The following is a 24,153-nucleotide window of genomic DNA, read 5'->3' on the forward strand; positions in this document are numbered from 1 at the left end:
CCGGTACTTGGGCTAGGTGAGTGAGCAGCGACATCGGCGCAAAGCGCCCAATTTAGCGCTCCATTCCGAATGCGTTTAGTCTGTAGTAAGTCTCTGAATTTAACGCTGATTGTCTTAGAAATGATTACCAGGGGCTGGCTGGCAGCCGCTGGCATGAAGCGAGGCAAAAACACAAAAAGGCCCCGCATGAGTATGCGGGGCCTTTGCCAGGTTGTGGCAGCAGTGCGCTGCGCGGATTATAAATCTGCGCTACGGCTGGGTTAGTTGGCTACTTCGCTCAGGAACTTGATGCGTACCAGGCGCAGCTCTTCCTCGGTGTAGTCGTCGGTACCCAGCTCCTGCAGGGCCACGGCGATGTTGTCGGTGCTGGCCGTCATGAAGTAGTCGTAAATCTCCTCCTGCTTGTCCTCGTCAATCATGTCCTGGATGTAGTAGTCCAGGTTGAGCCGGGTGCCGGAGTAGCAGATGTGCTCAATTTCCTCCATCAGCTCGTGCATGGTGATGCCCTTGGAGGAAGCAATGTCTTCCAGGGCCATCTTCTTGTCGATTTGCTGGATAACGTAAATCTTGATTTTTGACCGGTTCACGGCCGACTTCACAATAACATCCGACTCGGTCTCAATGTCGTTGTCCTCGACGTACTTCTTGATGAGGGCGACGAAGGGTGCCCCAAACTTCTGGGCCTTGCCCTGGCCCACGCCCGATACGTGGGTAAGGTCGTGCAGCGAAGTGGGGAAGGTGGTGGCCATCTCCTTCAGGCTGGGGTCCTGGAACAGCACGTAGGGCGGCAGGTTTTTCTGCTTGGCTACCTGCTTGCGCAGCTCCTTGAGCTGGTGGAACAGGGCCTCGTCGTGGCCGGCAGCCTGCTGCTCTTCTACTTTGTCCTCGTCAGCCTGCTTTTCGGCTTCGAAGTTGTGGTCCTTGGTCAGGGTTATCGGGTAGGGGCTCTCGATGAAGTCCATGCCCTTGTCGGTGATTTTCACCAGCCCGATGCTGTCGATGTCCTTTTCCAGGAAGCCGTTGAGCAGGCACTGGCGCAGCACCGAGTGCCAGAACTGGGCGTCGCCCAGCTCTTTGCCCTGGCCATACACCGGTAGGGCGTTGTGGGCGTAGCTTTCGATGTGGGGGTTGGTGAGGCCCAGCAGCACCTGCCCGATGTGGGTGAGGTTGAAGCGGGCTTCGGTCTGCACCACCGTGCGCAATGCCAGGCCCACGGCTTCTTCACCCTCAAACCGCTCCTTGGGGTGACGGCAGTTGTCGCAGAAGCCGCAGTCCTTCTCCAGCGTCTCGCCGAAGTAGTGCAGCAGCTGCCGGCGGCGGCACACCGCGCTTTCGGCGTAGTTGGTCATTTCCTGCAGCAGCTGGTGGGCGTTGTCGCGCTCCGTCACCGGCTTGTCCTTGCTGAACTTTTCCAGCTTGAGAATATCGTCGTAGCTGTAGAACATCAGGCAGTTGCCTTCCAGGCCGTCGCGGCCGCCGCGGCCGGTTTCCTGGTAGTAGCCTTCAATGCTCTTGGGCGCATCGTAGTGAATCACAAAGCGCACGTCGGGCTTGTCGATGCCCATACCGAAGGCAATGGTGGCCACAATCACGTCGCACTCCTCATTCAGGAAGGCATCCTGGTTTTCGATGCGCACCTGCTGGTCGAGGCCGGCGTGGTAGGGGCGGGCCCGCACGTCGTTTACCCGCAGCAGCTCGGCAATCTCCTCCACTTTCTTGCGGCTCAAGCAGTAGATGATACCGGCTTTGCCCTTGTGCTGCTTCACATACTGTATCAGCTGCTTTTTGGTGTTGTGCTTGGCCCGTACCTCATAATAAAGGTTGGTGCGGTTGAAGCTGGTCTTGAACACCGAGGCATCGTCCATGTGCAGGTTTTTCTGGATATCCAGCTGCACTTTGGGCGTGGCCGTAGCCGTAAGGGCAATAATGGGAATAGTATTATTCCCAAGATTGTCGATGATGCCGCGAATCTTGCGGTACTCGGGGCGGAAGTCGTGGCCCCACTCCGAGATGCAGTGGGCTTCGTCGATGGCCACGAAGCTGATGGTCGACTTTTGCAGGAACTCGATGGTGTCGTCCTTGGTCAGGCTTTCCGGGGCCACGTACAGCAGGCGCACGGCCCCGCTGATAACGTCCTTTTTCACCCGGTTCATCTCCGTTTTGGTCAGGGTCGAGTTGTACACCTGGGCATTCACGCCAAAAGCCCCCAGCTGGTCGACCTGGTTTTTCATCAGGGCGATGAGGGGGGAGATGACAATGGCTGTGCCTGGAACCACCAGGGCCGGCAGCTGGTAGCACAGGCTTTTGCCGGCGCCGGTGGGCATAATCACGAAGGTGTTGCGCCCGGTCAGCACATTTTTGATGACTGCCTCCTGCGTGCCCCGGAACTGGCCATAGCCAAACACTTCTTTCAGAGTGTGTTTAAGATTAGCTACGAGCGCCGGAGCTTCTTCGAGGGCGTATGAGGACATGTGAGGTGCAGCTTGGTGTTGGTGGAGTGCAGAAGCAGATGTCAACGAAGATAAGCACAAGGGCAAACTCCCGCCAAGTAATTGGACTTTTTTTGTGTTGGGTCTGAAAATAACCAGGGGCACCAGGCCGGCCTATTTCCGCAGTTTGTTGCGGCGCGGCTCGGATGCCGGTTCCGCTAGGCGAGGGCTGAGCCGGAAAAGGAGGTGCTGGCCGGTCAGCTTAGTCCTACACCTGCTGTATATGCGTGGCAGTGAAGCGGCTCAGTGCTGCGGGGCATTTCGCTCCCTGTTGGCAGGCTGGCATTTACATTTTACTGAAGCCGCGCATTTCCCCTTATCTTCCGCCGCTATTCACTTTTTCTATCCTAATTTCTAATGCTTGACTTCCGCTCGTTTTTTGCCAGCCTGGGACTGGCCTCGCTAGCATTTGCAGCTCACGCACAAAGCACTGCGCCCGAGACGGCGGCTCCTGGCACGACGGCCCCTAAGCCTGCGGCAACGGCTGCTGCCGCGGTGCGGCGATACCCGGCCGTGGCGCTGGGCCTCACCCTGGGCTATGGCGCGCCCTATGGCTGGGGCGTCGACCTGAGCAGTATGGTCACGCCCAGGCTTGATGTGGGCGGCGGCTTTGGGTTCAGCATTACCGGCGGCAAAATCGGGCTGGGTGCGCGGTATTACTTTTCGCCCGAACACAAGGTTTCCCCGTTCGCCGGGGCCAACCTGGTCTACAGCTCCGGCCTTAAGCACGTCACGGTCACGAATAGCAGCCGCAGCGGCACCTACTCAAATGGCGTGTACACCAACACGAGTGGGGTAACGGTTGTCAACTTTCGTTCGAGCAGTCAGCTGCACCTGCGCGGTGGGGCCCGCTGGCAGCCTACCAACCGCTTCGCCATGATTGGCGCTCTGGGCTATGGCATCGTGCTGGGCGGCGACCCGGTGGAGTATGTGTCCGGCGACACTTCGCCCAGTGCCCGCAACCTGGTGAGCATCTTTTCGCCCGGGGGGCTGGAGCTTTCCGTGGGGGTGTCGTTCGGGTTAAGCCCGCGCTACTAAGGCCGGGCCATGGAAAAAGCAGAAGCAGGGGTGGAGCTGTTGCCAGCGGCACTGCCCCTGCTGGCTGCGCTTGGCGGCTTATGAATAGCCGGGATACGGCCCCTGCCGGGGGCGGTGTAAGCCAGCGTCTTCGGCCGGCTTAGCTTCTGTTCCCCAATTTTGCGGTACCATTCCCTGCTTTACCATGCCCGCCTCCGCCGAATCCGCCCGTGTGTCTCTTGCCCCCGACGCTGCCATGCCGTCTGCCGATGTGCTGACCATTGCCCGGCAGGTGCTGCACGAGGAAGCCGCCGCCCTGCACGACGTAGCCGAGGCGCTGGCCGCCACGCCCGACTTTACCCGCTGCGTGCAGGCCATTCTGGGGCTGAAAGGCCGGGTGGTGGTCACCGGCATCGGCAAGAGTGCCCACATTGCCGGCAAAATCGTGGCCACGCTCAACAGCACGGGCACGCCGGCTCTGTTCATGCACGCCGCCGACGCCATTCACGGCGACCTGGGCATGATTCAGCCCGAAGACTTCGTGGTGGCCATCAGCAAGAGCGGCGACACCCCGGAAATAAAGGTGCTGGTGCCCCTGCTGCGCCGCAAGGGCGTGCCCCTGGCTGCGCTGGTGAGCAACGCCGACTCCTACCTGGCCCAGCAGGCCGACTACATCCTGCACGCGCCGGTGCAGAAAGAGGCCTGCCCCAACAACCTGGCGCCCACCACCAGCACCACGGCGGCCCTGGCCCTGGGCGATGCCCTGGCCGTGTGCCTGCTTGAAAGCCGGCAGTTTACCGCCGCCGACTTCGCTCGCCTGCACCCCGGCGGCACCCTGGGCAAAAAGCTCTACCTGAAGGTGGGCGACCTGAGCCGGCAGAACCAGCGGCCCCAGGTTGGCATTGATGCCCCCCTGAAGGAAGTGCTGCTGGAAATTTCCGGCAAGCGCCTCGGGGCCACGGCCGTGCTCGACGCCCAGGGCAACCTGGCCGGCATCATCACCGACGGCGACCTGCGCCGCATGCTGGGCTCGTTTTCCGACCTGGAAAACCTGCGGGCCCGCAACATTCTCACGCCCCAGCCCGCCACCATCGACGTCGACGACTTTGCCGCCGAAGCCCTGGCCCGCATGCAGCAGCGCAACATTACCCAGCTGGTAGTAACGGAAAGCGGCCGCTTTTCCGGCTTCATCCACTTGCACGATTTGCTGCGCGAAGGCCTGGTATAAGAGACAATGGGTGAATGGGCGAATGCCTGAATGGATGAATGAGGGGCAATGGGAGTAGCTTAGGGCTAATGGGCAAGGCTCTCAATCGGCCGATACCCACCGCTCTGGATTTTTCCTTGCAATTTTGCGGACCATTCTAGTCTACCTTACCTGGTGATGGGGCTCGAAATCATTCAGCCATTCACCCATTCACGCATTCACCCCTTGAGTAGCTCCTACCTCATCATCATGGCCGGCGGCATTGGCAGCCGCTTCTGGCCGTTCAGCCGCACCAGCCACCCCAAGCAGTTCCACGACGTGCTGGGCACCGGCCGCTCCATGCTGCAGCTCACCATGGACCGCTTCGCCGGCATCTGCCCGCCCGAGAATGTGTTTGTGGTCACCAACCGCGACTACACCCAGCTGGTGCACGAGCACCTGCCCGAGCTGCCCCTCGACCAGATTCTGGGCGAGCCCATCGGCCGCAACACGGCGCCCTGCATTGCTTACGCCTGCTACCGCATCGCCCAGCGCGACCCCCAGGCCACCGTCATCGTGAGCCCGGCCGACCACGCCGTGCTGCGCGAAGATGAGTTTCGCCGCCTGATTAACATCGCCGTGGACGCTGCCCGCAAAAACGACGTGCTTATCACCCTCGGCATTCAGCCCTCCCGCCCCGACACCGGCTACGGCTACATTCAGTTTGTGGACGACGGCGAGCATTCCCTGCCCGGCGGGCAGCTGCACAAGGTGAAGACCTTTACCGAAAAGCCCAACCTGGAGCTGGCCAAGGTATTCATGGAAAGCGGCGACTTCCTCTGGAACTCCGGTCTGTTTGTGTGGCGCGTCGACGTGATAATGCAGGCCTTCCGCAACTACCTGAGCGACATCTCTGAGGTGTTTGAAGAAGGTGCTGCCCAGCTCGGCACGTCCGACGAGGAGAAGTTCATCAGCGAGGCTTACTCGCGCTGCCGCAACATCAGCATCGACTACGGCGTGATGGAAAAGGCCGACAACGTGTATGTGCTGCCCGCCGACTTCGGCTGGAGCGACGTGGGCACCTGGGATTCCCTGCACCGCATCGGCCAGCACGACGACAACGGCAACATGGTGAACGGCGACGTGATGCTCTACGACACCAGCGGCTGCGTCATCAAAACCCCCTCCGAGCGCCTCGTAGTAATTCAGGGCCTGGAAGACTTCATCGTGGCTGAGTACGACAACGTGCTGCTCATCTGCAAGCGCGACCAGGAGCAGCGCGTGAAGGATTTCGTGGCTGATGTAAAAGCGAAGAAGGGCAACGGGTATAACTAATTCGGCTTTAGAATACACCCGCAGTGGTCAGGCTTGTCCCCGCATTTGTTCTTGCCAGCAGCTGCCTGCTGCTCACGGCTGGCGCTCCGCCTAAGGCTGTTCCGTTATGCCAAGCAGGCGAGACTACGCTGTTTGCCTTCCAAACAAAGGGTGGCAAAACGGCCTCGCTTTGCCGGGGGCCAAAGGGTAGCTACCTGGTGTACCGTTTCGGCACCCCAGGGAAGGTAGAGCTGCAATACCCCGCAGCGCTGAATGCCAGCAGCTGGCAAAAGTTTACTTACTGGTCGTACACCCGCGGGGGAGGAGCTGCCAATGCCGGACGTGAAACCAGTCAGCTAAAGTTTGAAAACGCTGGGGTGGAATACACTCTTAGCGACGAAACCATTGCAGGCTATGACAAAAACCGCGAAGAGGTTTACCGCCGTGAGGTAGGCATCGATGTGTTGGTAAAGGGGAAAAACATCCTGGTGAAGGGTAGCCCCAATACCGTGGTCGGCGGCCTGTATAAAGTCAGGGACGACAACAAGGTGAAAATCGACGAGGACATGCAATAGCTAGTCATAAAAAAGCCCCGGCACTGCGTAGTGCCGGGGCTTTTTTATCAAGGCCTTGCCATAGTAGAAGGCTGGTCGGCTTAAGAGGACGTGTTGGCTACGCCGAACTTTGTTTGCCGCGTTGTGCTGCGCTCCACTCGCAATGACAGACGGGGCGCTACTCCGCGCTCACCCGCTGCCGCGCCACCTCAAACAGCATGATGCCGGCGGCCACGCTCACGTTCAGGCTTTGAATCTGGCCGGCCATGGGCACTTTCAGCTTCACGTCGGCAATGCGCAGCAGCTCGGGCGAGATGCCGTCTTCTTCCGAGCCCATGAGCACGGCCACCGGGCCGGTGAAGTCCACATCGGCCTGGCCTACAGCCTCGTCGGCTTTTTCGGTACAGGCTACCACCGTCACGCCCGACTGCTGCAGGAAGCGCACGGTTTCCTGCAGGCTGGCCTCGCGGCACACCGGCAGCAGGTTCAGGGCACCCGCTGAGGTTTTCAGGGCGTCGCCGTTGATTTGGGCGGCGCCGCGGCCGGGCACCACAATGGCCTGCACGCCCAGGCACTCGGCCGTGCGGGCAATGGCGCCGAAGTTGCGCACGTCGGTAATGCGGTCGAGCAGCAGCAGGAAGGGCACCTTGCCTTCCTCAAACAGTCCCGACAGGATGTTGTCCAGCGGAGCGTAGTCGATGGGCGACACGAAGGCCACCGCACCCTGGTGGTTTTTGCGGGTCAGCCCGTCCAGCTTCTCCACCGGCACCAGCTGCACGGGAATGCTGGCTTCGCGGGCCAGGGTTGAAATTTCCGTTACCAGGCTGTTCTTGGTGCCGCGCAGCAGGAATATCTTTTCCAGCGTGCGCCCGGCGTGCAGGGCTTCCAGAATGGGGCGCAGGCCAAACAGCATGTCGATGCTGCGGTCGACGGCTGGCTTCTGACCGTAGCGCTGCCCGCCTCCGCGGGGCCCGGCTTCGCGGTCGCTGCGCTCCCGGAACGGCGGGCGGCTGCCGGGCTCGGAGTCGGGCTGGTTGTCGCTGCCACCCCGGCCACGGGGGCGGGCGGGGCGGTCGGCAAACTCGTCGGCCCGGCGGTCGGGCCGGTCGCCACGGTATTGCTTGGGCGTCACTTGGCGGTTTTGCTCATCGTAAAAGCGGCGGCCGGCTACCGGTTTCGGTCGGTTGGGGCGCTCGGGGCGGTCGGTGGGGTTCTCCATTGTTCAACGGCGGCATACCAGAGCAGTTCGTACTCGGGGCGGCGCACCAATTCGTAGTAGTCAGGCGCAAAGGTACTCGGCTTGGGGCGGAAGCTGAACGTAACCGGGCTGCCGCCCACGCCGGCCTCGGGGTAAAACCACCGTTCCTCGCCGCTGGCCAAGCGGCGCACGCTGGGCGGCGGCCCTAATACTACGTACAGCAGCCCCTTATCGGTCAGCCAGCCGGCCTTGTGGGCGGCAAACAGTCGGTTGGCCGCCTCCACCCGACCGTAGTAGCGCCGAATCAGCTCGCGGCCCTGGCTTTGGTTGCCCCGGGCGGCATCGAGCCAGAACTTGTCCACGGCCCGCTTGGGGGCCGGCGCATCGGTGAGACGCTGCCGCTCCTGGCTGGTAGTGAGGTAAAGCAGCGGCTCAATCAGCTCTGCGGCGGTGGTCAGGGCCGGGTAGTTATTGTCGGCCACCAGCACGGCTATGGTGTGCGGGGCCACGCCGCCCAGGCCGCCCACTTTCAGGGCGTACAGCCCCGGCTGCTCAAAGCGCAGCGGCTGCCCCGGCGCGGCCGTGGCCGAGTCCAGCACCGGCAGCACCCGCGGGCCGCCCGCCACCGAGCGCGGGTCCGTCATAGGGGGCAGCGCGGCCGAGGGCTGCACCTGGTAGCGCTTCCAGCGCACGGGCTGGTAAATGCCGAAGCTTTCCACGCCAAAGGTCTCGCCAGCCTGCACGTAGCGCCGCAGCAGCGGCTGCCCTACCGAGTCGGTCAGCACAAAAGGCCGGTTTAGCTGCTCGGGCGTGATGCGTAGCCAGGCCGTGGTGGCTGCATCCTGGTAGCTATCAGCCGAAGGCTCGCCGGCCTGCAGCTGCAGCACCAGCCCGTTGGGTAATTGCGCCAGCGGCAGGCTGAAGCTCAGGCGCAGGCCCTCACCCTCCGGCCGGGCGCGCCAGCGGCGGCGCGGGATGCTGTCCTGCCACAGCGGGGCCTTGGCCTCGAAGCTGGGCCAGCCCGCCACCCGCAGCGGGCGCCCGCCCCGCAGCCGGGCCGCATCGGGCAGGCGCAGCAGCAGGCGCAGGCTGTCGCCCTCGCGGCGGGTGTCGAGCTGCAGGGCCGGCGCGTCGCGGTACAGGCCCGCATAGTCGGGCCGCGGGGCCAGGGGCGCAAAGGCACAGAGTAGCGGCAGCAGCCACAGCATTCGGCGCCATGGGTTAAGACTTAATGACATAGTGGAGGTACGCAGCACAGCTTGTAAAGTCCTTTTATTGGCATCCGGTTTCAGGTAAATACGGCCCTAACTCACGAAAAATGGGTGAAATTCCTTGTTGATGGATTTTTTCAGCAGTAGAACAAAAGTCAGGCTATGCCAAATGTTGAGTTGATAAAGGCTAGCAAGGCCACCTAGCTTCGTATCGTCATTCATCTCACCTCAAGTCGTCTATGAAAACCCTTGCCCACCTGCTTTTGCTGACCCTTGCCCTCACCGGCTGTAAAAAAGATGCCCCGGAAGCCGGGCTGCCACCGGCTACGCAGGAAGGCCGCAACATCGGGGCCTGCCGTATTGATGGGCAGGTATGGCAAACCTCTTATTCGCAGGGAACTGCCATTTCTTCATCAGGGGTGTCGGCACTGGTTGTCAAAAGAGCCAGCCAATCAACGTACGAAGTCTCAATTAACTTGTCCAGCGGCAATCCTTCCCGCTATATCAAGCTGGACTGTAAAAGCACGCCGGGCTACGGCACCTGCTACTTTAATACCACGCTGCCGTCCTCAGCTGCTTTGCTGCCGAGCCATGCGCTTTATCAGAACCGAACGGGCAGCGGGCCACGGGGGGAGTTCACGACAAATGCCAGTGCAAATGGTCAATTAGATGTGACCTATTTTAATCTTGATAATCACACCATTGCCGGTCGTTTCTCCTTTGTAGCCCAGGATTCTCTTAGCCAGCGTCGGGTGAGCATCACCGATGGGCGGTTTGATATCCAGTTTGTTTACCTGGAGCTACCCTAAGCAAGTCGGAGGCTGAGCGGGTTCCACTCGCTTGTAAGCTTAAGCTAAACAAATAAAAAGCCGGTTCGCACCCTTGCGAACCGGCTTTTTCATGCTTAAAGCGCAGCAACAATTACCGCGGGTAATACTGGTTCATCAGCCCGATGGCCTTCTCAGCGCGGGCTTTGTCGCCCACCTGCTCGGCAGCGCGGTACACGCTCTGCAGGCTGATGAGGTGCATGCGCTGGTCGTCCTCAAACAGGGCGCCGTCGCGGCGGTTGGCGTAGTAGGCCAGCATCTGCTCCGAGCGGCGCGTGATGGTGTCCAGGATGTCGTTGGCCTTGGCCTGCTCGCCGCCGGCTACCAGGGCGGGCACCAGCAGGGGCGAGTAGTAGTCGTAGGGCACGGCCTTGTCGGGCATCAGCTCCAGGCTCTTCAGCGCCACTTCCTTGGCTTTGGCTACGTTGTCCTGCTCCAGGTAGCTCTGGGCCAGGCGCGCAAACTTGTCGCGGTAGTTGCTGGGGAAGCGCAGGTTGTTTTCGTCGTAGAAGATGTCCGGGTTCTGCAGGCCGCGGTAGCTGAATTTCTTCATCAGGCGCTCGTAGGCCAAGTCCTGGTGTACGTAGCCCTCGTCGGCGCTACGCGGCTCGTAGTTCGGGTCTTTCAGCGGCAGCAGGCGGTAGGCCAGGCCTTCCATCTGGAAGTAGGGCTGCAGGTTCATGTAGTCGCTGGGGGCCACCGTGGAGCTGAAGTAGATGGGCCGCTTCCAGTTGTTGGTCGCAATCATGTCCAGAATCACCAGATTCTTCTTTTCGATGGCGCGCTTGCCCATGCTCCACTCCATGCGCGACACCAGCTGCTTCTCGCGGCCCTTGGTTACGAGGCCCGTGGCCTTAAACGCCGCGGTATCTACCGGCAGGTAGAAGTTGGGCGTCGGGAACGACATCATGCTGGCCCCTCCTTCACTGTACTGCACCTGCAGCAGGGGGTTGTTCTGCTCTACCAGCTGAATAAACTCCTTCACGTTCACGCTCTGCACGGCCGGGTTGGCGGCGAAAGGCAGGTAGTCGTTGGTGCCCTGCGTGTAGCTCTTGTCGCTCATGCTGATGGGCAGCGGCTCCGACAGGTAGGAGCGGCGCTTCATCTGCTGAATGTACCAGTCGGTGTTCAGGTAGCTGAGCACGGCCACGCGCACGTCGGTGCGGTAGCCTTCCACCTCCTGGGCGTACCACAGCGGGAAGGTGTCGTTGTCGCCGTTGGTAAACAGAATGGCGTTGGGCGAGCAGGAGTCGAGCAGGTTCTTAGCCGAGTCCACCGAGTTGTAGCGGTTGGAGCGGTCGTGGTCGTCCCAGCCCTGGGCCACCAGCAGGGCCGGCGAGAGCACGCCCAGCAGCACGGCCAGCGCGGCCCGCAGGCCGTCGGCCTTCAGCACCTTGCGCAGCAGCTCGGCCAGGCCCAGCACGCCCAGGCCAATCCAGATGGCGAAGGCAAAGGTGGCCCCGGTGAAGGTGTAGTCGCGCTCGCGGGGCTCCCGCGGCGGCTGGTTCAGGTAAAGCACAATGGCCAGGCCGGTGAGCAGAAACAGCAGGCCCACCACGAAGGCATCGCGCGAGTCGCGCTTGCTCTGGAAGAACAAGCCAATCAAACCCAGAATGAGGGGGATGGCGAAGAAGTTGTTGTTGGCCGGGCTTTCCCCAATGCGGGGCGGCAGCGTGGTCTTGGCCGGGCTCAGCGGCGTTACCACGCCTGCCTGCTGAATGTCGGACTCGCGGCCCACGTAGTTCCACATAAAGTAGCGCCAGAACATGTGGCCCATCTGGTAGCGGAACAGGAAGCTTAGGTTCTGGCCCATGGTGGGCTTGACGCCCTCCTGAATGTCGACCCACTTCTTGTACTCGTTTACGTGGCTGGGCTCGTAGCTGTAGAGGCGTGGCAGCAGCATCATGTCGGCATCGGCGTAGATGGGCTCCTTGGCGCGGGGCAGCACTTCCTTGTAGGTGCCGCTTTGCGGGTCGCGGGTATAGCGCGGCGCCCCGTCCTTCTGGTCGACGGGCTGGGCGTTGAACTGCGGGCCGTAGAGCAGGGGCCGCGAGCCGTACTGCTCACGCTTGAGGTAGCTCACGAAGGAAAGCACATCCTCCGGGTTGTTTTCGTTGATGGTGGGGTGGAAGGAGCTGCGGATGGGCACAACCAGGTAGCTCGAGTACCCAATCAGGATAAACACCAGGCAGAGCATGGCCGTGTTCAGCAGGCGGCTGCCGTTCGTGTAAGAAAGCTTGAAGCCGAAGTAAATCAGCCCTACAAACAAAGCCAGGAAAATCAGCAGCCCCGAGTTGAAGGGCAGCCCGATGCTATTCACGAAGAACACCTCAAACCCACCGGCCAGCGAGGGCAGGCCGGGAATGATTCCGACCAGGATGATGCCCACAATGGCAAAGCTGATGGCCAGCACCAGCAGGCCGCCTTTCATCGTGGGGTTCTGGGTGCGGCGGTAGTAGTAGATAAAGCCCAGGGCGGGCAGCGTGAGCAGGTTGAGCAAGTGCACCCCGATGCTGAGGCCGATAACGTAGGCAATGAGGATTAGCCACTTGTCGGAGCCGGGCTCGTTGGCGTGGGCTTCCCACTTGAGCATAATCCACACCACGGCGGCCGTGCACAGGGTCGACATGGCGTACACCTCGCCCTCCACGGCGTTAAACCAGAACGAGTCGGAGAAGGCAAACGACAGCGCGCCCACCACGCCCGAACCCAGAATCAGTAGTTTCTGGTAGCCGGTGGGCTCTATGTGCTCGGCCACAATGTCGGTGCCGCGCAGCAGCAGCTTGCCGGCCAGGCGCGTAATAATCCAGAACAGAAACAGCACGGTAAAGGCGCTGCTCAGGCCCGACAAGGCGTTAACCAGCGGGGCCACTTTGGTGACATCCCCGAACGAGAGCAGCGACATAATGCGGCCCAGCAGCAGGAAGGTGGGAGCCCCGGGCGGGTGCGGCACCAGCAGCTTGTAGGAGCAGGCAATGAACTCGCCGCAGTCCCAGAACGAAGCCGTGGGCTCCAGTGTGGCGAGGTAAGTAACGGCGGCAATGGCAAAGACCAGCCAGCCCACGAGGTTATTCAGCGTTTTAAAGGAAGGCATAGAGTACCCGCCGCGAACAAAGGCAGGCCGAAAAATGGGTTGATAAATCAGCTAAGTGGCAAAAGTAGGCATTGCCGGGCAAGGCTGCCGCGCCAGGGCCCGCACCGGCCCACGCTATAAACGCGAAAAGCAGCCGACGGCTGCTTTTCGTTCAACACAGGAAAGAAGGGTTTGCTTAGTTCTGCAGCACCAGGCGCTTGGAGTTAATCACCTTGTCGTTGAGCAGCAGGCTGTAGAAATACATGCCCGACGGCAGGTCGCTCAGGTCCAGCTGTAGGCCGTTCTCGGCCACTTCCGGCTTCAGGGCCACCGTGCGGATTTCGCGGCCAATGATGTTGCTAAGGCGCAGCTTGTAGTCGCTGCCGGCTTTGTGCTGCTCCAGCTTCACCGTCACCAGCCCGCCCTTGCTGGGGTTGGGGAAGATGTTGAGGGGCATGGCCGCAAAGCTGGCATCGGCCGTGGCGCTGGGCATGCGTACAACCAGAGTACCCGTCATGCCCGAGTGGGCGGTGCAACGGAAGCTGAAAGTGCCGGGAGTGAAGCTGTTGGCCGGAAACACGCGGTTGGCGCTGCCCGGATTCATCTGGAAGGTAGCCCAGAGGCTGGAGGCCGTGGGGTGGCTGCCGCCGCCAACGTTCACAAACTCCAGCACATCATTCACATTCATGGTGATGGTGGAGGAACCCGATTGAACACCCTGGTAGAAATTGTCGCCCACCTCAACGGTGATGGTGGCCGCGCTGCCCAGCAGCGACGACAGCGCCAGGGATGCACTTAGAAAAAGCTTAGTAAAAACGCGCATGGGTAGCAGAAAAAACAGAGGTGGATGAGTTGATTTAAACCATGAGCAGCGCCAGGGGCCCTGCTGAAAAACGTATTTGCAAGCACCGTGCCGGGCTGGGCAGGCCCATCGCAACCAGACAAACAAGCCGGTGGCTGGTACTGCTAAGACCCCAGCGCTGGCGGAATAGTTGCGTAGCTGCTACCAACTCGGGCCGGCCGGGGCTAAGGTTGCCCGGGCCCGTATTTTTTCTTTCTGATGCCCGTTCGGATACTCAGGCTGCCTGCCCGTACCGGATTTCCTGCAGGGCAAAGCGGCGCAGCTCCCCGGCAATGAGCACGGCCAGGCGGCCGTCTTCCTCCACTCCCATGATTTGCCCGGTTACGGGCCGGCCCGCCACTTCAAACGGATGTATTTCCTGGTAGCGGTACAGCACCTGCAGGTAGGCGGTGCGCAGGGCCCCAATCTGCCCGGCCCGCAGCTGCAGGTAGCGCCGCTCCAGGCATTCGAGCAGGCGGCCAGCCAACGGCTCCCGGGCATAAAAGCGTCCGGTAAGCAGGCTCAGCGACGTGGCCGTGCCCGTGGCGAACTGCTGCTGATTGATATTTATTCCAATTCCTACAATGCTATGTTGAATCTTTGCACCGCTCAGTGCGTTTTCAATCAGAATGCCGGCCAGCTTTTGCTGTCCGAAATAAAGGTCGTTTGGCCATTTTACCTTTAGTTTGGCATCGGGCCCCAGTAAGGCCTGGGCCCAGTCGTGCAAGCCCAGGGCCACGGCCTGGCTGAGCAGGAACTGCTGGCTGGCGCTCAGGAAGGTAGGCTGCCATACCACCGACAGGGTCAGGTTCTCACCCGGGGCTGCTTCCCATTGATTGCCCCGCTGCCCGCGGCCGCTGGTTTGGAAGTCGGTGATAATAGTACAACCTTCACTGGCGCGGTTTTGGCCAAGCAGCGCCTGTGCCTCCGAATTAGTGGAGGCACACTCCGGCAACCAAATGAGTTGCCGGCCCGTGAATAGGGTTTGAGGACTGATGACCACGACCTTCTTTGCGTATCTTTAAGTAACCTTGCCCATAGTTGGCAAAGCTCAAACCTAACAAGACAATATGAAAAGCACCTTGGTCCGGCAGGATTCGGACACATTGGCAGATTTGGTAGTACGTGGGATGCAGGATAAAAAAGCATCTGACATTGTGGTGCTCAATCTGAAAGAATTGAAAAATGCCGTTGCCGATTATTTCGTTATCTGCTCGGCCAACTCCGATACCCAGCTGGACGCCGTGGCCCGCTCGGTTGAGGAAGAAGTAGAAAAGCTTACCGGCGAAAGCCCCTGGCAAACCGAGGGCCGCACCAACCGCGAATGGGTGCTGCTCGACTACGTGGACGTGGTGGTGCACGTGTTCCTGCGCGACCGCCGGCAGTTCTATGCCCTGGAAGAGCTGTGGGGCGATGCCGAAATCAGCTACATCGAAAACGACGCGGACTCCCGGTAAAATAAATACGCTGCTTGTTCGTCCTTCTGGCCGGCTCTCCGATGCACCAGGCACCTGGGGCGGCGTCGGCGGGCCGGCCATCGGCTTGTGAGGAGCTGGGCAACTACTGGTGCCAGTAGCGGGTCTTGCCCCAGAAACCAAGCCGAGCCCGGCGAACAATTGTTTTTTACGCGGTGTTCTGACCGTGACTTTTGCCTGCTTTTAACTACCTAATTCATGTCGGATAAAACGCCCAATAAGAAAAAGAAAAACATGCTGCCCTCGCCCAATCCGCGGCCGGGGGTGCAGCTGTGGGTGCTGGCGGGACTTCTGGTATTTTTGTTTGGCGTGATTTGGGCCACCAACCTGAACGCGCCCATCAAAGTAAACCAGCAGAAATTCCTGCAGTGGCTCGCCGCTGGCGACGTGCGCGACATTACCCTGCGCACCAGCAACGAAAAGAAAGAAGTTTACGTCAGCATCAAGCAGGAAGCCCTGCAAAAAGCGGAGTATCAACAAATGCTGAGCCGGCGCCCCGCCATTGGTACGGGGGGCGGCACCCAGTTCTGGTTTCCGATAGTAGACGCCAAGCTTTTCCAGGAAGACCTGGAAGAAGCCCAGAAAGACCTGCCGGCCGCGCAGCGTCTGCCCCTCAATATCGACACTACCGAAAGCTACGGCGACGTTATTGGCCGCTGGGGCATCATCATTCTCCTAATGGTAGGCTTCTGGTTCCTGATGCGCCGCATGAGCGGAGCGGGAGGGCCTGGTGGTCAGATTTTCAACATCGGCAAAAGCCGGGCGGCCTTGTTTGAGGGCGGCGACAAAGTAAAAATTACCTTCAAGGACGTCGCGGGCCTGGAAGAAGCCAAAGAAGAGATTCAGGAAATTGTGGAGTTCCTGAAGAACCCCTCCAAGTTCACCATCCTGGGCGGTAAGATTCCCAAGGGCGCCCTGCTGGTAGGCCCTCCCGGTACGGGCAAGACCCTGCTGGCAAAAGCCGTAGCCGGCGAGGCCGACGTGCCCTTCTTCTCGCTGTCGGGCTCCGACTTCGTGGAGATGTTCGTGGGCGTAGGTGCGGCCCGGGTACGTGACCTGTTCAAGCAAGCCAAGGCCAAGGCCCCTTGCATCATCTTCATCGACGAGATTGACGCCGTGGGCCGCAGCCGCAGCCGCGGCTCGGTGCCCGGCGGCAACGACGAGCGCGAAAACACCCTGAACTCGCTGCTGGTGGAAATGGACGGCTTCGGTACCGACTCCGGCGTTATCATCCTGGCCGCTACCAACCGCCCCGATACCCTGGACTCGGCCCTGCTGCGTCCGGGCCGCTTCGACCGCCAAATCAGCATCGACAAGCCCGACATCAACGGCCGCACCGAGATTTTCCAGGTGCACCTCAAGCCCCTGACCCTGGGCCCCGACGTGGATGCCCGCAAGCTCTCGGCCCAGACCCCCGGTTTCGCCGGCGCCGAAATTGCCAACGTCTGCAACGAGGCGGCCCTGATTGCCGCCCGCCGCGACAAGAAGATGGTAACCAACCAGGACTTCACCGATGCCATCGACCGCGTTATCGGCGGCCTGGAGAAGAAAAACAAAATCATCTCCCCTGGCGAAAAGCGCATTGTGGCCTACCACGAAGCCGGCCACGCCATTGCCGGCTGGTTCCTGGAGCACACCGACCCGCTGGTGAAGGTGAGCATCGTGCCCCGCGGCGTTGCCGCCCTGGGCTACGCCCAGTACCTGCCCAAGGAGCAGTTCCTCTACAACACCGAGCAGCTCATCGACGAGATGTGCATGGCCCTGGGCGGCCGCGCAGCCGAGGAGCTGGTGTTTGGTAAGATTTCGACCGGCGCCCTCAGCGACCTGGAGCGCATCACCAAGATGGCTTACTCCATCGTGACGATGTACGGCATGAACAACAAGCTCGGCAACGTGTCTTTCTACGACAGCAAGGGCCAGAACGAGTACGGCTTCTCCAAGCCTTACTCGGAAGCAACCTCGCAGATGATTGACGAAGAAGTGCGCCACATCATTGAGAGTGCCTACACCCGCACCAAGGAGCTGCTGACCGAGCGCCGCCACGAGCTGGAGGTAATTGCCAAGGAGCTGCTGGAGAAGGAAGTGCTGCTGCAGGACGACCTGGAGCGCCTCGTGGGCAAGCGCCCCTTCGACACCCAGACCACCTACCAGGCTCACATGGCCGGCACTGACCGCAGCGAAACGGCCAGCGAGCTGAAAAACGACCACCCCGGCACGGCCGGCACCCTGGGCAACGACCTGCCCGACCTGAACCTGCCCGGGGTAGACGACGACCGCCCGGCCCGCCCTGGCTCCGACGTGGGCGCCGGCAGTGCTGCCGCCCCGGTTTAGCCCCCGCCCAACCAAGATGAAAAGGCCAGCCCGCAACGGCTGGCCTTTTTTGTAGCCATAAGGCTACCTGCGGGCGTACTTTTGTTTTTATGTCCAACACCTCCCGCGAGGCTATTCTGGCCCGCATCCGCCAAGGCCTGCAGCAGCCCGCCCCCCTGCCAGTGCGTCCCGACTTTGAGCAGCCCGTGCACCCGCCCCTGTCGTCCGACGACAAGGTGGTGGCCTTTGCAGAGAGCTTCCAGCGCGTAGGGGGGGAGTTTTATTACTGTGAGTCGCTGCCGCACTTGGCTGCGCAGCTGGCCAGCTTTCAGCAGCGCCAGCAGCTGGGGCCGCCCATTGTATGGGAGCCGGCCCTGCAGGAGCTGCTGCGCCGGGCCGGCCTAAAGTACGTGGCCGACGAAACCGGCTTTATCGAGCAGGCCGACCTGGGAATGACTTCCTGTGAGGCCCTGGTAGCCCGCACCGGCAGCGTGCTGGTAAGCGCTGCCTCGGCCAGCGGGCGCCGGCTGAGCGTATACCCCGACCAGCACCTGGTACTGGCCCGCCCCAGCCAGGTAGTGGCCGAGATTGGCGAGGCCCTGCAGGTGGTGCAGCAGCGCTACGGCAGCAAGCCACCCTCAATGGTGTCGCTGACTACGGGGCCGAGCCGCACCGCCGACATCGAGAAAACCCTCGTACTGGGGGCGCACGGCCCCCGGCGCATTGCGCTGTTTCTGCTCGAAGAAGACGAATAATGATTAATAATTAGCGGTTAATGACGAATGTCGTTCAACCTCTTTTCTCATTTATCACTAATCATTAACCATTAATCATTGACAAATGATGTTGCCCGACCTGGTGCTGCCGCCCGGCAAGCGTGTGTACTTCGCTTCTGACTTCCACCTTGGCGCCCCCAATGCGGCGGCTTCGCTGGAGCGGGAGCGGCGCATTGTGCGCTGGCTGGATGCAGCCGCCAAGGACGCGGCGGCCATCTACCTGCTGGGCGACATCTTCGACTTCTGGTTTGAGTACCGGCACGCCATACCGCGGGGCTTTGCCCGCCTGCAGGGCAAGCTGGCCGAGCTGACGGATGCGGGCCTGCCCATCACTTTCTTTACCGGCAACCACGACATGTGGATGTTTGGCTACTTCACCCAGGAGATGGGCATTCCCATCATCCGCAAGCCCATCACGCAGCGCATTGGCGGCAAGCTGTTTCACATCGGGCACGGCGACGGCCTGGGGCCCAAAGACCACAGCTACAAGGTGCTGAAGAAGGTGTTTGCCTCGCCGCTGCTGCAGTGGCTGTTTGCACGCCTGCACCCCAACTTCGGTATTGGCATCGCTAATGCCTGGAGCCGCCGCAGCCGCATCCGGAACGGCGACTCCGACTCGATTTACTACGGCGACGAGGAGTGGCTGCTGGTGTACTGCCGGGAGCTGGAAGCCCTCCAGCATCACGACTACTACGTGTTTGGGCACCGCCACCTGCCGCTCGATGTACCAGTAGCCCCCGGCAGCCGTTATATCAACCTTGGCGAATGGGTCAATTATTGTTCTTTCGGCGTGTATGATGGCAACGAACTGGCCTTGCAGCACTTTGAGAAATAAGCCCCGGCGGTGGCGGCCCTGGATAGGGGTGGCTGCGCTGCTGTGCGGAGGTGAGGCTCTGGCCCAGCCCACGGTGCCTTCGGCTGCTTCCGTGGCGCCGGCTTCGGTGATTTCGCCGGTGGGGAAAGCTCCGACAGCGCCTGCCGCTGGCCCTGCGGCCCCGGCTGGCAGCTGGCGCCTGCTGCGGCAGATACCCCTGAAAAATCCCGGAGCCGCTTCCCTCGACCGGCGCGGGGCGCTTTACGTAGCCGACGCCAGCAACAACTTGCAGCAGTTTGGCGCCGAAGGCCTGCCCCTGAACCGCTACGCCCCGCCCTTGCCCGGCAACGTAGCCCAGGTAGAAGCCTGGAACGTGACCAACATCCTGCTTTTCTACGACGACCGGCAGGAGCTGGTGATGCTGGACCGCTTTCTGACCCCGCTGGCGCAGCTGCGCCTGAGCGAGTATTTTGAGGGCACGGTGCGGGTGGCTACGCTGGCACCCGACAACCACATCTGGCTGCTTGACGAGAGCAACCTCGTACTGCGGGAGTTCGACTCCAACACCCTGCGCCTCACCCAAAGCACCCCGCTGGACCTGCTGATTGGGTGCAGCCGCCCTGATTTTCGCTTTCTGCGCCAGTACCAGAACAATACCTACCTGGTAGACCGCAACTCGGGCATCTACGTGTTCGACAACCTCGGAAACTACCGGAAAAAGCTGCCTTTTGCCGGCCTGAGCACCCTGGGTTTCCGGGGCGACGAGCTGTACTTTGTCCAGGACGGCAGTTTGCGCTTTTTTCATCTGTATAACCTGACCGAGCGCAGCCTCGCGCTACCGGCGGGGGTAGATGCCGGCACGGTGCGGCAGGTGCTGTTGGGAGAGGGCTTTGCCTATGTGCTGACGTCGGCGGGAATTAGTGTATATCAGATTTGATAACCAGCTGTAAAGCAGGATGCAAAATCAGGTACGGTAACCCTGAGCACTAGGGGACGTTAGGAAAGGAAACCTTTCCCAACCTTATTCCATCTCCTATGAAAGCTCTCGTAATCCACGGCATCAAGGACGTCCGGGTCGACAACGTGCCCGACCCCAAAATTGAGGACAGCCGCGATGCTATTCTGCGGGTAACCAGCACGGCCATTTGCGGCTCCGACCTGCACATCTATAATGGGGGCATTGCCCAGCCTCGTCCCATGGTGCTGGGCCACGAGTTCATGGGCATAGTGGAGGAAGTGGGCAAAGGGGTAAGCAACCTGAAAAAGGGCGACCGGGTGGTGGTGCCCTTTCCTATTTCCTGCGGGCAGTGCGCTTTCTGCACCCACGACCTGCCCACGCACTGCGAAAACTCCAACCCCGAATTTTATGGGCCCGAAGGGGGGGTGCTGGATGGTAAAGGGGCTGCTTTGTTTGGCTACACCGACCTGTATGGCGGCTACAACGGCGGGCAGGCCGAGTACGTGCGTGTCCCCTACGCCGATTTCGGCCCGCGCCGTGTGCCCGACAACCTGACCGACGAGCAGGTGCTGTTCCTGACCGACATTTTTCCCACCGGCTACCAGGGCATAGACTGGGGCGAAGTAAACGGCGGCGAGATTGTGGCCATCTTCGGGGCCGGCCCCGTGGGCATGATGGCGGCCAAGTCGGCCTGGCTGCGGGGAGCGGCCCGCGTTATCATCGTCGACACCCAGCAGTACCGCCTCGACAAAGCCGCGCAGGCTGCCCGCTGCGAAACCATTCTGTGGGAAGACAAAAAGCAGGTGGTTGACGAAATCCGGGCCCTTACCAAAGGCTATGGCGCCGACGTGTGCGTGGAGGCCGTAGGCTTCGAGCCCGACCGCGACCTGCTGGACCGCGCCAAAGCCGTTGTAAACTTCGAGAAGGGCACCACCAAAGTCCTGGATGCCTGCATGAGCGCCGCCCGCCGGGGCGGCATTGTTTCCATTCTGGGACTGTACCCCTACTACTACGACAACTTTGCGCTGGGCCAAATCTTTGAGAAAGGCCTTACCATCCGCGGGGGGCAGGCGCTGGTGCACCGCCACATCGACAAGCTGCTGAAATATGTGGCCGAAGGCAAAGTGCAGCTCGACGACATTATCTCGCATCGCCTGCCGCTGAGCGAGGCAGCGCACGGCTACGACATCTTCCGCAACAAGAAAGACAACTGCACCAAAGTGGTGCTTAAGCCCTAGCGCTTGCCCGTCTTAGTGGTTGAACAGTACAAGAAGCCTGCTCCGAGCAGGCTTCTTGTTTTAGCCCTGGCCGGGGGCGTCCTTGCCTATCTTTGGAAGTAGCTCATGAATCCAACTTTCTGCCCACTGCCTTCCGAATGAAGTACCTACAACTAGCCGGGCTGCTGCTGTGCGGCGGGCTGCTGACGGCGCCTGCCGCCGCGCAGGGCCCGGCAACTTCCCGCGCGGCCAGCCCCGGCAAGCTGGCGCCCGGCCTGCTGGCAGCGCAGCACGGCCGCCGTATGGTGCGGGTGAGCGTAAGCGACCCAGTGGCTTTTACGGCCTGGCTAAGCCAGCACCTGCCTGGCCGCCAGCTGCGTAAGACCGGAAGCGCAGCGGTGCTTCAGCTATCCGGCATCGGTGCCGCCGACTTACCGACGCTGGCGGCCTGCCCCTGGGTGGAGTTTGTGGACGTAGGCGACCGCCCAGCCCACGAAGAGCGGCGCGTGAGCTTTCTCGACCTGGCTGCCAATGCCGTGACGGCCGTGCACGCCCGCTTTCCGCAGCTGAGTGGGCGCGGGCTGACGCTATCGGTTAAGGAGCAGCAGTTCAATGCCAACGATATCGACTTCAGGGGGCGGGTACTGCCCACGCCCGCGCTCAGAAACCCGGTTACCGACCATGCCACGATAATGGCCACCATTGCCGCCGGGGGCGGAAATTCGGGGGTGCAAGGCAAGGGGGCCGCCTGGCAGGCCCGCCTGGTCAGCTCCGATTTTGCGCGCCTGCAGCCCGACGAAGGGTCACAGCTGGCGGCAGCTGGGGTTACGGTGCAAAACCACTCCTACGGGGTGGGCATTGAGAACTACTACGGCCTCGATGCCCAGGGGTATGACCAGCAGGCGCGGGACTACCCCGAGCTGCTGCACGTATTCTCGGCCGGCAACGTGGGCAGCCAGGCCAGCGCCAACAATGCCTACGCAGGCATTGCCGGTTTCGCCAACCTGACCGGGCAGTTTAAGATGGCCAAAAACACCCTGAGTGTGGGGGCCACCAATGCCCTGAGCCAGGTGCCGGCCCAGAGCTCCCGGGGCCCGGCCTACGACGGACGCGTAAAGCCCGAGCTGGTAGCCTACGGCGACGGGGGGACTTCCGAGGCGGCCGCGCTGGTGTCGGGCATCAGCCTGCTTTTGCAGCAGGCCTACCGCGAGCAGTACAATGCCTTGCCCACCGCGGCGCTGGTAAAAGCCGCGCTGCTCAACAGTGCCGACGACCTGGGCCGGCCGGCAGTGGACTTCGTGCACGGGTTTGGCAACGCCGATGCCCTGGGTGCGCTACAGACCATCCGCGACAACCGGGTAGTAAACGGGACCATTGCCAACAACGCATCCAGTCAGATACTTCGCATTGCGGTGCCTCCCGGGCAGCAGGAGCTCAAAGCCACCCTGGCTTGGACCGACCCCGCGGCCAGCGCCAACGCGGCCCGGGCCCTGGTCAACGACTTGGACCTGGAGCTAATACACCTGGCCACCGGCCAGCGCTGGCAGCCCTGGGTGCTCAGCAGCTACCCCCACGCCGACTCCCTGGCCCGGCCGGCCCGCCGAGGTGCCGACCACCTCAACAACGTAGAGCAGATAACGCTGGCCCTGCCCCAGGCCGGTACCTACGAGCTGCACGTGCGCGGCTACAGCGTGGCGCAGGGGCCCCAGGCATACGGCCTGGCCTACGAGTTCAGCCCGGTAAGCCTGACCTGGCTGCGCCCGCTGGAAAGCCAGAACCTGCTGCCGGAAGCTACCAGCATCCTGCGCTGGCAGTGGAACGGGCCGCCGGCCGCTGCCGCGCTGCAATACCGCCCCCTTGGTAGCGGCAGCTGGCGCCAGATAGCGCCGGCGGTGCCCTTAAGCCAGCAGCTATACGTATGGACCGTTCCCGATACCACCACACTGGCAGAGCTGCGCCTGGTGCCGGCAGCAGGTGGCGCGGCCTATGCGACGGGCGCTTTTTCTATCCTACAGCCTCCCCGGGTAGGGGTAGGGTACACCTGCCCCGGCGAAACCTTGTTGCAATGGAATGCCGTGCCGGGAGCGGCAGAGTACCAGGTATACCAGCTCGGGGCTACCCGCCTGGAGCCCCTGCTGCGCACCCAGGATACCACGCTGCTGCTGAATGCCGCCCAACTGCAGAGCCTATACTATGCCGTGGCACCCGTGGTGCAGGGCCGCCTGCTCGAGTCGGGGCCCACCAGTAACTATACCGAGCAGGGCACGGCCTGCTATTTCCGCTCGTTCCGGGTGCGTCAGCTCGTGGAGGACACTATTCACTTCGACGTGGAGCTGGGCACCGTGGCCCGCCTGCAGTCGGCTACGCTGGAGCGGCTGGGGCCCGCCGGATACCAAGCCGTACAAACCCTGTCGCCGGTACCTCGCCCGGCCTTTGCCTTCTCCGACCTGCCCGCTGTCTCCGACCGTTACCTGTACCGGGTGCGCCTGCAAACCGTGGGCGGCCAGTCGATATACAGCTCTGCTGAGGAAGCGTACCGGGTACAGCCCGGCAGCCTGCTGGCCTTCCCCAACCCGGTAGTGCCGGGGCAGGCGCTGCACCTGATTGGGAGCAGCGGCGCCATTCTCCATGTTCAGGTATTTGATGCCCTGGGCCGCCTGGTTCGCGAAACCAGCGGCGATGGCGTGGTAAATGAAGTGCCTACCGGCGGCTTGCAGAAGGGCCTTTACCTGCTGCGCGTGTTCCCAACCGGACAGCAGTCCCAAACCCTGCGCGTCGTTGTGCTGGAATAACCCCAAACAGCTATTCGCAAAAAAGCCCCGGCTCACAGGAGCCGGGGCTTTTTTGTCAGGTAAGCAGGCAGAAAGCAAGAGTCAGAAAAAGAGCTGACTAC

The 24,153-nt window shown here is 61.6% G+C and carries 18 protein-coding genes; 12 read left to right on the forward strand and 6 right to left on the reverse strand.

The window, feature by feature from the left end; all coding sequences use genetic code 11:
• Positions 1–260: 260 nt before the first annotated feature.
• Positions 261–2,471, reverse strand: a complete 2,211-nt coding sequence (recQ, locus tag ABD919_RS19565; protein WP_345237753.1) for a DNA helicase RecQ — start codon at positions 2,469–2,471, stop codon at positions 261–263.
• A 375-nt stretch (positions 2,472–2,846) separates the two neighbouring features.
• Between recQ and ABD919_RS19570 the strand changes: the two genes are divergently transcribed.
• From ABD919_RS19570 to ABD919_RS19585, 4 genes are all read left to right on the forward strand, one after another.
• Positions 2,847–3,527, forward strand: coding sequence for a hypothetical protein (locus ABD919_RS19570; protein WP_345237754.1), 681 nt, complete (start codon positions 2,847–2,849; stop codon positions 3,525–3,527).
• Positions 3,528–3,762: 235 nt separating this feature from the next.
• Positions 3,763–4,734, forward strand: coding sequence for a KpsF/GutQ family sugar-phosphate isomerase (locus tag ABD919_RS19575; protein ID WP_345237838.1), 972 nt, complete (start codon positions 3,763–3,765; stop codon positions 4,732–4,734).
• 204 nt (positions 4,735–4,938) lie between these two features.
• Positions 4,939–6,027, forward strand: coding sequence for a mannose-1-phosphate guanylyltransferase (locus ABD919_RS19580; RefSeq protein WP_345237755.1), 1,089 nt, complete (start codon positions 4,939–4,941; stop codon positions 6,025–6,027).
• Between the two features lie 197 nt (positions 6,028–6,224).
• Complete coding sequence (locus tag ABD919_RS19585) at positions 6,225–6,581, forward strand: hypothetical protein (protein WP_345237756.1); 357 nt, start codon at positions 6,225–6,227, stop codon at positions 6,579–6,581.
• A gap of 157 nt (positions 6,582–6,738) precedes the next feature.
• Here the strand turns inward: ABD919_RS19585 and rlmB are convergent, their stop codons facing one another.
• Both rlmB and ABD919_RS19595 read right to left on the reverse strand, forming a co-directional pair.
• Entirely contained in the window at positions 6,739–7,779 is a 1,041-nt protein-coding gene (rlmB, locus tag ABD919_RS19590; protein ID WP_345237757.1) for a 23S rRNA (guanosine(2251)-2'-O)-methyltransferase RlmB, read from the reverse strand.
• Positions 7,728–8,966 carry a GWxTD domain-containing protein gene (locus ABD919_RS19595; RefSeq protein WP_345237758.1) on the reverse strand — a complete coding sequence of 413 codons (1,239 nt, stop codon included), beginning with the start codon at positions 8,964–8,966 and terminating at the stop codon, positions 7,728–7,730. Before ABD919_RS19595 ends, rlmB begins: the two co-directional genes overlap by 52 nt.
• Before the next feature lie 242 nt (positions 8,967–9,208).
• Here ABD919_RS19595 and ABD919_RS19600 point away from each other — a divergent pair, with 242 nt between their 5' ends.
• Positions 9,209–9,778, forward strand: coding sequence for a Riean_0653 family protein (locus ABD919_RS19600; protein WP_345237759.1), 570 nt, complete (start codon positions 9,209–9,211; stop codon positions 9,776–9,778).
• Between the two features lie 112 nt (positions 9,779–9,890).
• Here ABD919_RS19600 and ABD919_RS19605 read toward each other — a convergent pair whose 3' ends face one another.
• From ABD919_RS19605 to ABD919_RS19615, 3 genes are all read right to left on the reverse strand, one after another.
• The gene (locus tag ABD919_RS19605; RefSeq protein ID WP_345237760.1) at positions 9,891–12,890 is read right to left on the reverse strand and encodes a glycosyltransferase family 117 protein; all 3,000 of its coding nucleotides are present in this window, start codon (positions 12,888–12,890) and stop codon (positions 9,891–9,893) included.
• Between the two features lie 175 nt (positions 12,891–13,065).
• The gene (locus ABD919_RS19610; protein WP_345237761.1) at positions 13,066–13,692 is read right to left on the reverse strand and encodes a T9SS type A sorting domain-containing protein; all 627 of its coding nucleotides are present in this window, start codon (positions 13,690–13,692) and stop codon (positions 13,066–13,068) included.
• Positions 13,693–13,945: 253 nt separating this feature from the next.
• On the reverse strand, positions 13,946–14,665 hold the full coding sequence (locus ABD919_RS19615) for a biotin--[acetyl-CoA-carboxylase] ligase (RefSeq protein WP_345237762.1): 720 nt from the start codon (positions 14,663–14,665) through the stop codon (positions 13,946–13,948).
• A 115-nt stretch (positions 14,666–14,780) separates the two neighbouring features.
• On the opposite strand from ABD919_RS19615, the gene rsfS reads away from it, so the two are divergent.
• The 7 genes from rsfS (at position 14,781) to ABD919_RS19650 (ending at position 24,052) form a co-directional block, all read left to right on the forward strand.
• Positions 14,781–15,167 carry a ribosome silencing factor gene (gene rsfS, locus ABD919_RS19620; protein WP_345237763.1) on the forward strand — a complete coding sequence of 129 codons (387 nt, stop codon included), beginning with the start codon at positions 14,781–14,783 and terminating at the stop codon, positions 15,165–15,167.
• A gap of 216 nt (positions 15,168–15,383) precedes the next feature.
• Entirely contained in the window at positions 15,384–17,516 is a 2,133-nt protein-coding gene (gene ftsH / locus ABD919_RS19625) for an ATP-dependent zinc metalloprotease FtsH (RefSeq protein WP_345237764.1), read from the forward strand.
• Positions 17,517–17,605: 89 nt separating this feature from the next.
• A complete protein-coding gene (locus ABD919_RS19630; protein ID WP_345237766.1) occupies positions 17,606–18,250 on the forward strand; it encodes a LutC/YkgG family protein in 645 nt (214 codons plus the stop codon).
• 85 nt (positions 18,251–18,335) lie between these two features.
• Positions 18,336–19,106, forward strand: a complete 771-nt coding sequence (locus ABD919_RS19635; RefSeq protein ID WP_345237767.1) for a UDP-2,3-diacylglucosamine diphosphatase — start codon at positions 18,336–18,338, stop codon at positions 19,104–19,106.
• Entirely contained in the window at positions 19,096–20,022 is a 927-nt protein-coding gene (locus ABD919_RS19640; protein WP_345237768.1) for a hypothetical protein, read from the forward strand. Before ABD919_RS19635 ends, ABD919_RS19640 begins: the two co-directional genes overlap by 11 nt.
• A gap of 98 nt (positions 20,023–20,120) precedes the next feature.
• Positions 20,121–21,281, forward strand: coding sequence for a zinc-dependent alcohol dehydrogenase (locus ABD919_RS19645; RefSeq protein ID WP_345237769.1), 1,161 nt, complete (start codon positions 20,121–20,123; stop codon positions 21,279–21,281).
• A 137-nt stretch (positions 21,282–21,418) separates the two neighbouring features.
• Positions 21,419–24,052 (forward strand): S8 family serine peptidase, encoded by a 2,634-nt coding sequence (locus ABD919_RS19650; protein WP_345237770.1) that lies wholly within the window; start codon positions 21,419–21,421, stop codon positions 24,050–24,052.
• Positions 24,053–24,153: the final 101 nt, after the last annotated feature.

Origin of the sequence: Hymenobacter saemangeumensis, from assembly GCF_039541835.1 — a bacterium.
GTDB classification, from domain to species: domain Bacteria; phylum Bacteroidota; class Bacteroidia; order Cytophagales; family Hymenobacteraceae; genus Hymenobacter; species Hymenobacter saemangeumensis.